Consider the following 13,766-nt stretch of genomic DNA (forward strand, 5'->3'; position numbering starts at 1 on the left):
GACGACGGTGTGCTCGCCGTCGGAGCGGACCACGACGTTGCAGGGGGCGGGCGGCGGGTGGCCGCCCTGTGTGAGCGGGTTCTCTTCGCCGTCAAAATACCCCCGGGGGTACCCGTGCTAGGCTCGAGTGTATATACCCCCGGGGGTAAATGGCAGCCGAAGGGAGCAACCGCGTGTTCTTCATCGACACCATCGAGACCGAGGGCCTCGGAAACCGCAGCTACCTGGCGGGCGGCGCGCGCACCGCGGTGGTGGTGGACCCGCCCCGCGATGTCGAACGGGTTCTGGAGGCGGCCGCCGCGCGGGGGGTGCGGATATCTCACGTGGTGGAGACCCATATCCACAACGACTACGTCACCGGCGGCCTGGACCTGGCCCGCATTACCGGCGCCGCCTACCTCGTGCCCGCCGCCGCCCGGGTCGGCTTCGCCCGCACACCGGTCGCCGACGGTGACACGGTGAGCGTGGACGGGGGGATCACCCTGCGGGCGATGGCCACGCCCGGACACACCCCGCACCACACCTCCTACGTTCTGCAAGAGCAGGGGACGGTGGCCGCGGTGTTCACCGGCGGGTCGCTGCTGATCGGCTCGGTCGGCCGCCCCGACCTGGTCGAACCACGGCTGACCGAACATCTGGCCCGCGCCCAGCACGCCTCCGTCCACCGGCTCGCCGCCGAGCTCCCCGACGAGACCCCGGTGCTGCCCACCCACGGCTTCGGCAGCTTCTGCTCCTCCTCCCAGTCCGAGGGCGACGCCACCACCATCGGCAAGGAGAAGGTCGGCAACGACGCCCTGGTCAAGGACGTCGACACCTTCGTCGCCGCCCTGCTGGACGGCCTGGAAGACGTGCCCGCCTACTACGCCCACATGGGCCCGGCCAACTCCGACGGCCCCGCGCCGGTGGACCTGACCGCACCCCCGCTGGCCGACGCCGCCGACATCGCCGAACGCCTGGCCGCCGGGGAGTGGGTGGTGGACCTGCGCAACCGGATCGCGTTTGCCGAGGGCCACGTCGCGGGATCGTTCAACTTCGAGGCGGAGGGGAAGATCGCCACCTACCTCGCCTGGATGATCCCCTGGGGAAAGCCCGTCACTCTCCTCGCCCAGTCGCCCGCCCAGCTCGCCGCCGCCCAGCGCGAACTGGTTCGCGTCGGCATCGACCGCCCAGCCGCGGCCGCCACCGGCACCGTCCGTGACTGGATACCCGACGGCCATACCCCGCGCTCCTTTCCGCGCGCCACCTTCGCCGACCTCGCCGCCCAGGACCCCAGCCCTGACGTGGTCCTGGATGTGCGCCGGGACTCCGAACGCGATACGGGCTGGATCGAAGGCTCCGTGCACATCCCGATCCACCATCTCCACCGCCGCTTGGCCGACGTACCGGCCGGGACGGTGTGGGTGCACTGCGCGGGCGGGATGCGCGCGGGTATCGCCGCCTCCCTGCTGGACGCCGCAGGCCGCGACGTCGTCGCCGTCGACGATTCCTTCGACGCGGCGGCCGACGCCAGCCTGCCCCTCACGCCTGGCACCAGCAGCTGAACCGCTGCCTGCCCCCTGCCACCAGAGAATTGGAAGGAAGACGGATGTTCCTCTTCCGTCGCGGCACCGCCCGCGTCACCCCCGACCAGGCCCGTCGGCGCACCACCGACGGCGACGCCGTCCTCCTCGACGTCCGCGAGCAGGTCGAGTGGAACGCCGGCCATGCCCCCGGCGCCGTCCACGCTCCGCTCTCCAGGCTGGTCACCGGTGCCGCCCTGCCGTCTGCGGCCGACGGCCGGCCGCTGGTGGTGATCTGCCGCTCCGGGCACCGCTCCCAGCAGGCCGCCAAACTCCTGGCCGGGCGTGGAGCCGAGGCCGTCGACGTCAAGGGCGGTATGCACGCCTGGGCGTCGTCCGGGCTGCCGGTCGTCGACGAACGAGGAAGCAGCGGCCGGATAGCGTGAGTGTCCTCCTCCTCGCCCTTATCGCCGGAGCCGTCATCGGCCTGGCCCTCGGGGCGCTCGGCGGCGGCGGCAGCGTCCTGGCCGTTCCCGCCCTGATCTACCTCCTCGGCTTCACCCCGGCCGCCGCCACCACCGCCTCGCTGATCATCGTCACCGCCACCTCCGCGACCGCCCTCTACGCCCACGCCACCTCCGGCAACGTCCGCTGGAAGACCGGCGCGCTGTTCGCGGCCGCCGGGATGGTGCCCGCGATCACTGCGGCCACCCTCGCCGCCCGCCTGCCCGAGGCGGTGCTGACCGCCGCGTTCGCCGCGATCGCGGCCCTCGCCGCCCTCAGGATGCTCAAGCCGCCCCATCCCGAGCAGCAGCCCAGGCCCGTCAGACCGGCGCGGGCCGCCGGTGCGGGCGCGGGACTCGGCGCGGTCACCGGCTTCCTCGGCGTCGGCGGCGGCTTCCTAGCCGTCCCCGCCCTCGTAGGCGTCCTCGGACTGCGTATGCGCGCCGCGGTCGGCACCAGCCTCCTGGTTATCACCGTCAACTCCCTCGCCGCGCTCGCCGCCCGCGCCGGCACCAGCACGCCCCTGCACTGGGCGGTCATCGCCCCCTTCACCGGCGCCGCGATCCTCGGAGCCTGGGACGGCAAACGCCTCGCCTCCAAAGTCTCCGGCCCCGCCCTCCAGCGGATCTTCGCGATCGTGCTCCTGGCCGTCGCCGCCCTCATGCTCACCGACGCCCTCCACTGACCTTCCCGCCCGTGACCCGCAACGGCGCTCCGCCGCCACCCTCCCACCAATACCCCCAGGGGTAACTTGATGTCCATAACCGGGCACCGCCGACAACAAGGACGGAACACCGCCTCATGACCACCCCCCGCGCCCTCGACACCGACCAGGCCCGCACCCGCCTGCACGAACTGATCGTCCTGGACGTCCGCACCCCCGGCGAGTACGCCACCGGCCACCTCCCCGGCGCCCTCAACATCCCCCTCGACCACCTCGACCGGGCCCTCCCCGACATCCGCCACGCAGCCCAGCGCGGCGACATCCTCGTCGTCTGCGCCTCCGGCGCCCGCTCCGAGAACGCCTGCAAAACCCTTGCCGCCCACGGCATCACCACCGCCACCCTCACCGGCGGCACCGGAGCCTGGGCAGCGGACGGCAATGCCCTCCACCACCCCGACGGCGCCCGGCGTACCGCGTGGAGCATGGAACGCCAGGTCCGCCTCACCGCCGGCGCCGTCGTCCTGGCCGGCCTCGCCCTCGGCCGCCTGCGCCCCGCCTTCCGCCTCGCCTCAGCGGGCACCGCAGGCGGCCTGGTCTTCTCCGCCCTCACCAACACCTGCGGCATGGCCGCCCTCCTCGCCAAACTTCCCCACAACCGCCCCCACCAGGGCGACCTCGCCGCCACCCTCTCCGCCCTCCGCAACCACTGACCCCACCCGTTCGGATACCCCCTGGGGTACCATGGGGTGGGAACACAAGGCCAGGAGGCACCGGTGAAAGTCGACGACGACTCAGTCAACGCAGTCCTCAACCGCCTGCGCCGCGCCCAAGGCCAACTCGCCGGCGTCATCGCCATGATCGAAGCTGGCCGCGACTGCAAAGACGTCGTCACCCAGCTCGCCGCCGTATCCAAAGCCCTGGACCGCGCCGGCTTCAAAATCGTCGCCAGCGGCATGCGCCAGTGCATGACCAACGCCGACCAGAACCAGGCCCCCATGACCGAGGAAGAACTCGAAAAACTCTTCCTCGCCCTCGCCTGACGCACCACCCCGAACGACCCGGCCGCCACCACGAGCCGGGCCGTCCGCGTACCTGCACTTGCCATGGCACTGCCGCGCATCCCCCATGAGCCCTCCCCGACGCGAGACCCACCAGCCAGACTCGATACCGTGCGCACGGTGACCAGGAAAACGAAGACGCACGCGGAAGACAGTGATGACCGTGGATTGTCGGCGTGGGCGTTCACCGCACTCATGCTGGGCGCCTTCGTAGTCGTAGCGGCGTGCGCACTGCTGGGTGGCTGGGCCGGGCTGACCGGCATCGTGATCACAGCGGTCGTCCTCATCGGCTTCGCCGCCACCCGCATGTAGCGGGCACATGCGCCAACTGGAACCGAGAATACGATTCTCATAAGCGACCATCTGTGAGAGAACGCGGGTGCCCCGGAGATGAGCAGGTTCCGGCAAGTCGCCGCTCGCAAAAGTCCTCTCGGAACCGACATGTTGTGCGACGGGGTTCTGTGAGACTCCAGCCATGGATTTGACGTTCGATCAGGTTGCACTGGCGGTAGAACGTCACAACTGCCCGGACTGTGACGCGGCAGCGCCTGCCGCGCCTGGGCGGGAAGACCGCCGCGAAGTACCAGGGGCTCAGGGCCAACGGTGTGCGGCCCGCCGCCGTGGCCGGCGAGCTCGGCCTGACCGTGGACGAGATGAACAAGATGCTCTTCGGCCTGACTATCACCATGGTCGAGGGCGGCGGCGAGCAGACCGAGCGCGAACCACGGCGCGCGCTGTCCCTGGTGAACTGACGACGCCCGTCCCGCAGCCTTTCAGGCTCGGTGAACGCGACGGCTGGGCCCGTTACGGGCCGCAGCCGTCGTGTGGACATGGGCGGATCAGGGTCGGGCCAGCCCAGACACAGTCTGGGCGTTGCTCCGCCCTTCCAGGTGGATCTGGTGGCTCGTCGCGTTCTGGGCGAGGGAGAAGCCGAGGACGAACACCTTCTGCCGTTCCATCCCGTAGGCGACCATGCGGCGGTTCCAGAGACTCTGGTCGAACTGGGCGTGTACGGACTCGGAGTCTGCGCGGTAGGGGTAGACGAGCTGGTGTGCGAGTGTGGACTGGGGGATCTGCTGGAGCAGTTCGGCGCGATGGAATCCGCGCTCACGGTCGCTCTTGGGGCGTTTGCCGCTGCCGGCTTGACGCAAAGCGCGATCCGCAGGGGTGGTAGTGATGCCGACGGGGACGCGGTGTGTGTGGCCTCCGTGACGGCAGGCGATGCGCAGGACGTGATACCAGCGGCTCTTGGTGATACCGAGGCGGGGCTCCAGCTTGGTGATCGGGACTGGCGCAAGGATGCGGGTGCCGTCGTCGAGGGAGATGCTTTCGGCGACGCGTCCGTCGTTGCACCAGAGCTCGTGGCCGCTCCGGCAGGGCTTGATGTGTTCGTAGAACACGGGAGTCACCGAGCCGTGCTGCTTGTTGATGGCCAGCATTCCCCGGCGAGCCAGGGCGTCGCGGTGGATACCGCGCAAGGCGCCGTCGTAGACGATGCCCATACAGTCCGGCAGGACATCCTTGAGCATGGTGAACTGGCGCACGGCCACGGCTGCTTCGTCCTCGTACTCGCCGCCGGAGACGTAGGCGAAGGAGAGGATGACGCGGGTCCAGTAGCCATCGGACCGGCCCGAGGCGAAGAACCACTTCGTGCCGCGGACCTCCCGTTTGGCCTTCTCTCCATTCTCGTAGTAGACGCGGGCGGCGGGGTCCACGCGGTGGTTGCGGAGCACGCCCGTGCCCTCGTCGACGGTTTCACTCTTTCTTGCTTTCGAGATCGCCCGCGGGACGGTGGCGTCGCCCACGAGGAGCTGTCGGCGCTCCGGGCGGCTCCAGACCTTGGGAACGCCGGAGGGGAAGAGCCCCTGTTCCAGTGCCTGCCTGGCGGCGTAGCTGCGGAATGCTTCTTCGAGTGCGTCGCTGCTCGGGACCAGAAGCTTGTCCACGGCGTCCTGGAACTGGTGGCGTGACGGTGCGTTCAAGGGAAGTGCGGCGGCGGTTCTGCGGCCCAGATGGCGCCGGATGTGCGCACGCACGTTGCGCCATTCCCGCGGTGACGCCAGCAGGCCGACGGCCGACCGTTTCGACTTCGTCACCGGGGTCAAGGCAGCGAGGAGCATGTACACGATCGCCGGGTACTCGCGCGGGCAGCCCACGTTGGCCGGCGGCGGGAGGAGCTCGGCCATCTCGTACAGCAGGGGGTAGTCGAGGCAGTCCTGAACGCGCTGGGCGACGGTGCGCTGGTGGTGGTCGGCGAGCTGGCGCTTGCGGTTGGGCCTGCCCTGCTCGGGCAGTGGGTCACCGAAGATGTCGTCAGGCACGGGGCGGTACTCCGTCGGTGTAGGCGGGATCGCAGCGCCAGTCGTAGCCGATGATGGCGGCGGCGCGGTCGAGGGAGCGAAGGCCGATGCTGCGGGCCGCCTCCTCGATGCGTCCGGTCGCCTCGAATGCGGCGATGGCGGCGGTGGCGGTGATGGAGGCGGGTTTGACGTCGGGCTCATCGCCGAGCCCGACACGGCGCAGGAGGTCCCCGAGGGCGACGCAGGCCCGGGCTTGAAGGGCTGCGTCGGAGGTGGGACGGCTCGAGACTGCGAGGCGCGCCGTTGAGGGCTCTGGGTACTGGGCGCTGACGTGCCGGGCGCGTTCGGCCAGAACGTGCCGCCCCCAGGCATCGAGTCGGCACCAACGTGGCTCGTACTTGCTGGAGCCGTGTATCCACACCTTGCTGTAGGACAGGTCGAGGTCCGCGACGGCGGTGTGGCCGATCTCGCCGCTGTGCCCGCCGGCGAGGGCCAGTGCGGCGGCTGCGGCATGCCGGGTGGGGCGGGTGGTGAAGGAGGCGTGGTGGCGAAGGTCCACGATTTCGTCCTCGGTCAGCGCCCGGACGCCCTCATGGCTGCGGGCGGGGAGAACGATGTCCCTGGTCGGGTCCTGGTCGCTCAGGCCGAGCTCGCGCAAGGTGCGGAAAGCAGCCCGTACGACGCTGCGCCGCAGCAGCCGCGTGGCGACGGCGGCGTCGGAGACGTGACCGTGGCGGCTGTGGCCCTTGGCGTTGACGAAGTCCTCGACCAGCCCGGGCCGGACGTCGCTGATCAACAGCGCGCCTCGCACGGTGGCGTACCGGCCGAGTCGCCTGAACAGCAGGCCGAACTTGTCGAAGGTCTGGACGGACATTTCGTCATGAGCGGCCATGTCCTGCCAGACCTGGAGTACACGGTCGATGCCGTGCGTGAGGGAGAGGTCAGTTCCCACGATGAGCGTCCTCCGATGGGCGGTACCGGGCAGACCGGTTGCTCCGCCCCGATCCGGCGCAGGGTGAGGCGAACGATCTGCTGTGTTCCCTACATGCAACACATTGGGCATGGTTGATCTCCGCGGCAACGTGAAGTGTGCGAATGGGTGAGCAGGGCGCGGCGAAGCCCGTCGGGGGCTGTCGTCGACGGAGCGAAGCCCGCTTACTGAGTGCGCGGCGGGCTGTCGGGAGGGCTGTTGGCAGGCTCAGGCGTCGAGGCCAGAGCGGCGATGATCGTCCGGTAGCCGTCCATGACCGCGAGGAAGCGCTCGCGCGGAAGCGCCGTGATTGCCTCGCTGGAGCCCAGGAACGGGGGAGCCGGGCGGCTGTGGGCTGCCTCGCTCGCCAGTTCCATCTGCCCGTCTTCGCCCTTGCGGATGACCAGGGCGTACTCCAGCCAGTGCACCAGATGAAGCCCACGCTCGATCCGCTTGCTCAATCCACGGGCCAAGTGCTGGGCCAGCACGGCGGCTTCCTGCGGACCGTGCTCGAGCAGCCGGTTGGTGGCCGTGGTGAACCATGTCGACGACCACAGCTCGCCGAGGTGGAGCCGGGCCCGGGCGGAGTCCGCAGACCGCAGCTCCGCCAGCCGTTGGCCGGCGGGGGTGAGAGCGAACTTCTGGCAACCGGGCTCAAGGAGCCCGTTCTGCCTCAGAAAGCCGTGCGCTCCGGCGACGGTCTTCTCGCTGATTCCCATGGCCGCGCTCACTGCGCCGACAGGGGCGCCGTCCCGTTCCTTGTGCTGCAGGCGTGCGGTGACGTCCAGCAGTCCAAGCTGTCGGCGGGGCTCCATCGCCTCGGTCGGCAGGATCCTGGCACGGGTCGACCCGTTGGACGTCCTGCCGCTCATCGGTCCGCCCACAGGAGAGTGCGGGAAGGGTCGTGAGCGAGAGGTTGAAGCCACGCAGATTGGTGCATTCTTGCACAGAAAGTCATGATGGGCCCTCAGTTTGATCAAGGATGTCGTGGCGTTATTCGCCGAGGACCCAATGCGCGATGGGCGTATGCCCTAGCCTGGGGGCGATGCGTGGGCCCTCAGCTGACGTGTCATCGGCGCCGCCAGGGTCTAGTCCCCCTGGCGGCGCCTCTTCGTCTGCGTGATGAAGTGCGGCCGCTACGTATGCGCCTCCAATGGCACCAGTCGATAGGTCGCGCGGCCGAGGAGTGCAACCTGTCCGCGGTCGCACAACGTTCTGATCGTCGAGCGGACCGAATTCGGCGGTGTTTGAGGGCGGCCGCGCTGGACGTGAGCTCGGATTGAGGAGAGCTGGGTCGCCTTTCCGTCGGCAAGGGCTTCAAGAACGAGTGCCCTCACCGTGGGTGCAGCTGCTGGGCCAGCGTCATGTGTCGAGCGGCCCGGGCCGCTGGCCCGCGGTTTGTGCTGGTCCGGCTCTTCGGCTTCAGCCTCGCCCGCGGTGTCGCGGTCAGGCTGAGTGAGAAGTCGCTCGGCGCCGGCGATGATCTCGCGCACCACCGCGAGCCGCTCCGAGGCCACTGTGTGCTCCTGTTCCGCGGCCGCGAGCTCCCGCTCGGCCTCGACGAGGCGCTGGCGCAGTTCGTTCACGTAATACGCAGCCTTGGTGCACGCCTCGTCGGCGGAGACCCACTTGTCTCGTTCGGCGGCCTCGATCTGGCGCAGATGGGCGACAAAGGGGTCCTCTGCATTGCTTGCCCTCGTGTGCACGCTCCGCCTCCCCCTGAGTGATCCACGCACAAGCTAGCGATCCGAAGCTCGCACCGCAGGGGAATGGCGACACTCGAAGCACTTCTTCTCGCTCGCACTTGGCGACACGTCAAATCAAAATGGTCAAACCCCAGTTGAGGGCTCTGGGTTGGCGTTCCTCGGGGGTGCGTCAGTCGAAGGCTACTTCGCCCCAGAGCGGCCTGGGCAGAGCATGCGGCCAATGCGGGCATCACAGAAGCTGGCTCGCCTCCGGTGGCCTGATCCGAGGATGCCCAGCGCCTGCCGGATCCAGATGCGCCCGACCGGCACCCCGGTCGGCCCTCCTGGCGGTCGTGTTGGTTCCCCGAGTGCTCTGTCGGGCCATGCCCCCATCCATGACATCCGACGGGGCGCGATGGCCGCAAAACACCCGGGCAGTCGGCTCTGAAGCTCTATGCTGTTCCGTACTTGCAACATTCGATTGGAGTCCCTGAAGGGATTCCCTACCAGGGAAGGGTCGGGCCCATGGGTGCGTGGGATGATCTCGGCGTGCCCCGGAGCAGCAATGACAAGCAGCCGCGCGACTACGTCGTAGACGGCACTTGGCCCCATGCTGCCCTGGCTCCTGGTGCGCCGGTCAGCGCCTACTACGGCCAGTCCCTCTCCAGGAACCTGGAGCGAGCCATGGCGTCCACCGGGCACACGTTGCGTAGCCTTGCCGAGGCGACAGGCCTTACCCACTCGACGGTCAGCCGGGTTCTCAACGGCAAGGTGATGCCGGACCTGGGTACGCTGGCCCGCCTCGAGGCGGCTTTCGGCTTTCAGCTCTGGCCCGGGCCGGCGGCTCTGCCGCCGAGTCCGCCAAAGCCCTGAGTCGCTGCTTCTTCCGCCGTTCAGCCCGCCGGCGTGCATCCTGAGCGCTGTGCCGCATTCTTTTTCTATGGGCATGTATGCACCGAAAGGGCGGCGTGAGGTCTACCTGCTGTGCTTCGACGGTCGCCAGAGGATCGGCCTCGTTCGGCACGCTGGGAACTCCTTGGATCTTCCGACGGCCGCCTGCGCACCACAGGAGTCCTACCGCGAAGCGGTATGCCGCCTCGTGGACGGGGCGGCGGCCCTGCGCTTCGGTGGGGTTGTGGCACGGCTGGATGTCTCGCACCACGGAGCAGCCGCGCACCGCAAGGTGCGCCTGTTCACGGCGCACGCTGAACGTTCCTGCTCTGCATCGTGGCTGTGGATGCCATGGCGTCAAGCCGTCCGGAGGCTGCCCTCGCTCGGCACTTCGGAGCTTGCGGAATTTGTGGAGGGCTACCTCGAAGGCTGGATCCCGGACGGATGGATCACACTTACTTCAGATCTCCGGCGCTGACGCCTCGCTACCGCCCGACCGTTGAGGCGGTAGCAAGGAGGCTTCGGTAGGAGGCCAGAAAACTGGCGACCTCGCGTAATCGACTGACGCGTATTCTGTGGTGAGTGAGCCGTTGGGATCACCGTGTGTGGTCGCCGGGGGCGTAGTGGCGCCAGGTTCCGCCGGCCTCGGCGGCGAGCTGGGCTGTGGTCTCGTCGTGATAGCCGAGCATGCGGGCGATCACGGGAGCGGGGGCCTGGAGGACCAGGTGGCGGATTGCCGCCGTGCGTCCGCGCTGCGTGGGGAAGCCCAGGCGGCGGAGCCGGAGTTCGAGGGTGTCCGAGGTCATGGGCTGCCCGGCCCGGCGGCCGGGGAACAGCCAGCGGGCTTCGGGGTTGGTGGCGGTCATGGTGTTCGGCCGTTCGTTGAGGTAGGCCAGCATCAGTCCGGCGAAGGGTTCGGGAACGGGGGACGGCGGGTCTCCGAGGCGGACGAGGACCTCACTGTCTTCGTGAAGGATGTCTTCGGTGGTGAGCCGGACGATGCGGGTGAGGGGTTGTGCGTAGAGGAGAACGAACACGGCGGCGACCCGGTCCCGGCACGGGACGTCCTCACGGTTCACGGCCTGCCGCAGCAGCGCGAGGCGCTGGTGCTGGGCGATCGGGGCGGGGTTGCTCGTGGAGCGGTGCGGGACGACGAGGGCGGGTGCGTGCTTGGAGCGCATCGCCCATCGCAGGAAGGCGTGGGTGAGCCGCCGGGCGGTGTAGCCGCCTGCGTACCAGGTGTCGACGTCGGCCTGGGTGCAGTCGGCGAGGCCGCGTCCGCGTTGGGTGAGGTGGTTGAGGAAGGAGGTCGCGAGGCGGATCTTGTCGCGGGCCTGCCGGATCTGGTCGCTGGTCAGCGGGCCGCGGCCGGCCAGAGTGCGCAGGCGGCGCTGGATGTGCCAGGCGGCGAACAACCCCAGCAACCGCCGGTGGTCGGTGTCGCCGACGGCGGGAAGTTTCTCCGTGAGCCATCGCTGGAAGAGCAGCAGCTGCCGGTCGGCCGGGGGCAGGACGCCGGTCTGCATGAGCAGGTCGCGCAGGTAGGCGACCGAGCGCCAGGGGGTGAGCTGGCTCAGTCCGTCGTGGGTGAGCGGGACTTCGCCGTGGGCCAGGGCCCGCAGGTTGCGCTGGACGTGAGGGTGACCGGTCCAGGTCATCCCGCCCCACGGGCGTTGCATCTGCCGCAGGGCGTCGAACAGGGGAAGGAGTTCGGCCCGGACGGATCCGGTGCCATCGTCGAGGAACTCGCGGAGGCGCTCGGTCAGGACACACCGGCCGCAGATCCCGCGCCGGTAGCGCCTGGCCTCCTGGCCGCATTGCTCGCAGAAGAAGTCTCCGAGTCCGCCGCCTCTCGCGAGTTGCACGAGGCGTTCACCCCCGGCACGGCCGAGGTGGCGTGGGCGCGAGGCAAGGCGCCTCGCCGGAGCATCTGCTGGCGCTGGTGGTGCTGCTGAAGAGCTACCAGAAGCCGGGCTATTTCCCGGATCTGGGCGAGGTGCCGGAGTTGGTGGTCGGGCATGTGCGCGATCCGCTGGAGCAGGATGAGAGAGTGTCGCCGCGGCACGATTCGGTGCGTACGGCTGCGCGGCAGCGGGACTTCATCCGTGAACGGATCGGCGTGGCCTACGACGTGGAGAAGGCCCGGGAGGTCGCTGCAGTGGCGATTCGGGAGGCCGTGCAGACCAAGGACAACCCGGCCGACCTGATCAACGTGGCGCTGGAGAAGCTGGTCAAGGCGAGGATGGAGCTGCCCGGCTACAGCACGCTGGACGAGATGGCCTCGGCGATCAGGACCGAGGCGAACGAGGACTTCTTCGCAGCGATCGTGTCGCGGATGGACGAGGTCGACCGCGCCCGGTTGCTGGGACTGCTGCGGGTGCCTGCGGGCGGTCGCAGCAGGTTCGACGAGCTGAAGCGCCCGGCGAAGGCGCCGACGGTCTCCCACCTGCGCGAGCACCTTGCCCACCTGGACAGGCTGGAAGCGATGGGGGCGACGGCGACATGGCTTCAGGGGGTTCCGCCGGGGAAGGTGGAGCACTTCGCTGGGCAGGCGAAGGTGCTGGACGCCGCCGAGATGTCCAAGGTCGGCATGGTGAAGCGGTGTGCGCTGCTGGCGAGTCTGCTGCACATGGCGAAGGTGCGGGCCCGGGACGAACTGGTGACGATGCTGTGCAAGCGCATGGGGTCGATCACGAAGAAGGCAAAGGAGGATCTGGAGAAGATCCGTGAGCGGCACCGGGCGGAGTCCGAGCGGCTGATCGCGGTGCTGGGTGAGGTGCTGGAGGCGGCCAAGGACGCGGTCGGCTTCGACGGGGAGTCGGTCACCATCCCCACCAGTGCCCGCAAGCAGAACGCGGTGCACGCCGAGTGCGGCAAGGCGGTGCTGGAGCGGCTGGAAAAGGCCGGCGGGCTGGCCAAGCTCTCGGAGGACCACGAACTGGTCTCCGCCCACCACGGCGACAACTACGCGCCGCTGATGCGGCGGCACTTCCGCAGCCACCGTAAGGTTCTGCTCGACCTGACCGAGACCTTGTCGATGGTCGCCACCTCCACCGACGACACGGTGCTCCAGGCGGTGGGGTTCTGCCAGGCCATGCGGCACCGCGGCAGCCAGTGGGTGCCGGTGACCTACACAGTCGCCCAGGAGGACGGCACTGAGAAGACGAAGACGGTCTCGGCCGACTTCGCCTCGCAGATGTGGCAGCGCATTCTGTTCGACAAGCGCAAGCCGGGGAAGATCAACCGGCGGCACTTCGAGGTGTGCACGCTCTTCTACCTCACCCAGGAGCTGCGGACCGGAGACGTGGCGGTCATCGGCTCGGAGTCGTACGCCAACCTGCACGACCAGCTGCTGTCCTGGCAGGCGTGCGAGCCGTTGGTTGCCGACTACTGCGAGCAGGCTGGGCTGCCCGTCACCGCCCCGGCGTTCACCGCGGCGCTGAAGCAGAAGCTCACCGCCACAGCCGCGAAGGTGGACGCCGGGTACCCGGACAACGCGGACCTGATCATCGACACCGCGTCGGGGAAGATCGTGCTCACCCCGCGCAAGGGCAAGGACCGCCGCAAGTCCGCGCAGGACTTGAAGGCGGAGATCCTGCGCCGGCTGCCGGAGTGGAGCCTGCTGGACGTGCTCGCCCGCACTGCGTACTGGATCCAGTGGTGGCGGCACTTCGGCCCGGCCTCCGGAAGCGATCCGAAGATCCGCGACAAACTCGCCCGCTATGTCCTGACGGTCTTCTGTTACGGGACGAACGCGGGCCCCGCGCAGGTCGCCCGGCACATGCCGCAGAAGGTCTCGGTGCACGAGCTGTCACTGGCGGGCAACCAGCACATCACCGCGGAAAAGCTGAACGCCGCCTCGGCGGACGTGATCGACATGTTCATTCAGCTCGACCTGGCGCACGTGTGGGGCGATGTCGGCAAGGCCGGGATCGACGGCTCCCAGTACGACACCTGGGAGAACAACATGCTGGCCGAGTCCCACATCCGGTATGGGGGATTTGGCGGCATCTCGATGAGGCACGTGTCCGATACCTATATCGCGCTCTTCAGCCACTTCATCCCGTGTGGCGTGTGGGAGGCGGTGTATCTGTTCGAGGGCCTGTTGAAGAACCAGTCCGAAGTGACCGTGGACATCGTCCACGGGGACACGCAAGGCCATTTGGTTACATGGCACCTTGCCTCTCGTTGAGGG

Annotated in this window: 15 protein-coding genes; 10 read left to right on the top strand and 5 right to left on the bottom strand. The window is 68.9% G+C overall.

All coding sequences use genetic code 11. The features are described from left to right. The first annotated feature begins 173 nt into the window (after positions 1–173). From OG293_RS20485 to OG293_RS20515, 7 genes are all read left to right on the top strand, one after another. The gene (locus OG293_RS20485) at positions 174–1,541 is read left to right on the top strand and encodes a rhodanese-like domain-containing protein (protein ID WP_406000231.1); all 1,368 of its coding nucleotides are present in this window, start codon (positions 174–176) and stop codon (positions 1,539–1,541) included. Between the two features lie 44 nt (positions 1,542–1,585). Continuing rightward, complete coding sequence (locus tag OG293_RS20490; protein WP_406000232.1) at positions 1,586–1,945, top strand: rhodanese-like domain-containing protein; 360 nt, start codon at positions 1,586–1,588, stop codon at positions 1,943–1,945. After that, positions 1,942–2,688: a sulfite exporter TauE/SafE family protein gene (locus OG293_RS20495; protein WP_406000233.1), complete on the top strand. Its 747-nt coding sequence runs from the start codon at positions 1,942–1,944 to the stop codon at positions 2,686–2,688. The genes OG293_RS20490 and OG293_RS20495 overlap by 4 nt, the downstream gene beginning before the upstream one ends. Positions 2,689–2,804: 116 nt before the next feature. Next, a complete protein-coding gene (locus OG293_RS20500) occupies positions 2,805–3,377 on the top strand; it encodes a rhodanese-like domain-containing protein (RefSeq protein ID WP_406000234.1) in 573 nt (190 codons plus the stop codon). A gap of 63 nt (positions 3,378–3,440) precedes the next feature. Further along, positions 3,441–3,707: a metal-sensitive transcriptional regulator gene (locus tag OG293_RS20505; RefSeq protein ID WP_266475519.1), complete on the top strand. Its 267-nt coding sequence runs from the start codon at positions 3,441–3,443 to the stop codon at positions 3,705–3,707. A gap of 138 nt (positions 3,708–3,845) precedes the next feature. Continuing rightward, positions 3,846–4,037, top strand: coding sequence for a hypothetical protein (locus tag OG293_RS20510; RefSeq protein ID WP_406000235.1), 192 nt, complete (start codon positions 3,846–3,848; stop codon positions 4,035–4,037). Positions 4,038–4,258: 221 nt separating this feature from the next. Beyond that, entirely contained in the window at positions 4,259–4,477 is a 219-nt protein-coding gene (locus OG293_RS20515) for a hypothetical protein (protein ID WP_406000236.1), read from the top strand. Between the two features lie 87 nt (positions 4,478–4,564). On the opposite strand, the gene OG293_RS20520 is transcribed toward OG293_RS20515, so the two are convergent. The 4 genes from OG293_RS20520 to OG293_RS20535 form a co-directional block, all read right to left on the bottom strand. Beyond that, positions 4,565–6,046, bottom strand: a complete 1,482-nt coding sequence (locus OG293_RS20520; RefSeq protein ID WP_406000237.1) for a hypothetical protein — start codon at positions 6,044–6,046, stop codon at positions 4,565–4,567. Continuing rightward, complete coding sequence (locus OG293_RS20525; RefSeq protein ID WP_406000238.1) at positions 6,039–6,977, bottom strand: hypothetical protein; 939 nt, start codon at positions 6,975–6,977, stop codon at positions 6,039–6,041. The genes OG293_RS20520 and OG293_RS20525 overlap by 8 nt, the downstream gene beginning before the upstream one ends. Before the next feature lie 203 nt (positions 6,978–7,180). Beyond that, positions 7,181–7,867 carry a hypothetical protein gene (locus OG293_RS20530; protein ID WP_406000239.1) on the bottom strand — a complete coding sequence of 229 codons (687 nt, stop codon included), beginning with the start codon at positions 7,865–7,867 and terminating at the stop codon, positions 7,181–7,183. A 264-nt stretch (positions 7,868–8,131) separates the two neighbouring features. Next, positions 8,132–8,701, bottom strand: coding sequence for a hypothetical protein (locus OG293_RS20535; protein WP_406000240.1), 570 nt, complete (start codon positions 8,699–8,701; stop codon positions 8,132–8,134). Between the two features lie 504 nt (positions 8,702–9,205). Between OG293_RS20535 and OG293_RS20540 the strand changes: the two genes are divergently transcribed. Both OG293_RS20540 and OG293_RS20545 read left to right on the top strand, forming a co-directional pair. Then, the gene (locus tag OG293_RS20540) at positions 9,206–9,553 is read left to right on the top strand and encodes a helix-turn-helix domain-containing protein (RefSeq protein ID WP_406000241.1); all 348 of its coding nucleotides are present in this window, start codon (positions 9,206–9,208) and stop codon (positions 9,551–9,553) included. A gap of 67 nt (positions 9,554–9,620) precedes the next feature. Next, positions 9,621–10,049: a hypothetical protein gene (locus tag OG293_RS20545; RefSeq protein ID WP_406000242.1), complete on the top strand. Its 429-nt coding sequence runs from the start codon at positions 9,621–9,623 to the stop codon at positions 10,047–10,049. Between the two features lie 118 nt (positions 10,050–10,167). Here OG293_RS20545 and OG293_RS20550 read toward each other — a convergent pair whose 3' ends face one another. Then, positions 10,168–11,436: a hypothetical protein gene (locus tag OG293_RS20550; protein WP_406000243.1), complete on the bottom strand. Its 1,269-nt coding sequence runs from the start codon at positions 11,434–11,436 to the stop codon at positions 10,168–10,170. Between the two features lie 32 nt (positions 11,437–11,468). Between OG293_RS20550 and OG293_RS20555 the strand changes: the two genes are divergently transcribed. Further along, the gene (locus tag OG293_RS20555; RefSeq protein ID WP_406000244.1) at positions 11,469–13,763 is read left to right on the top strand and encodes a Tn3 family transposase; all 2,295 of its coding nucleotides are present in this window, start codon (positions 11,469–11,471) and stop codon (positions 13,761–13,763) included. The last annotated feature ends 3 nt before the right edge of the window (positions 13,764–13,766 follow it).

Origin of the sequence: Streptomyces sp. NBC_00829, from assembly GCF_045161795.1 — a bacterium.
In the GTDB taxonomy this organism is placed as follows: Bacteria; Actinomycetota; Actinomycetes; order Streptomycetales; family Streptomycetaceae; genus Streptomyces.

What these genes read in the sequence shown, in the direction of transcription:
- OG293_RS20490 (WP_406000232.1), top strand. Translation starts at nt 1,586, where the DNA reads ATGTTCCTCTTCCGTCGCGGCACCGCCCGCGTCACCCCCGACCAGGCC.
- OG293_RS20500 (WP_406000234.1), top strand. Translation starts at nt 2,805, where the DNA reads ATGACCACCCCCCGCGCCCTCGACACCGACCAGGCCCGCACCCGCCTG.
- OG293_RS20530 (WP_406000239.1), bottom strand. Translation starts at nt 7,867, where the DNA reads ATGAGCGGCAGGACGTCCAACGGGTCGACCCGTGCCAGGATCCTGCCG.
- OG293_RS20540 (WP_406000241.1), top strand. Translation starts at nt 9,206, where the DNA reads ATGGGTGCGTGGGATGATCTCGGCGTGCCCCGGAGCAGCAATGACAAG.
- OG293_RS20545 (WP_406000242.1), top strand. Translation starts at nt 9,621, where the DNA reads ATGGGCATGTATGCACCGAAAGGGCGGCGTGAGGTCTACCTGCTGTGC.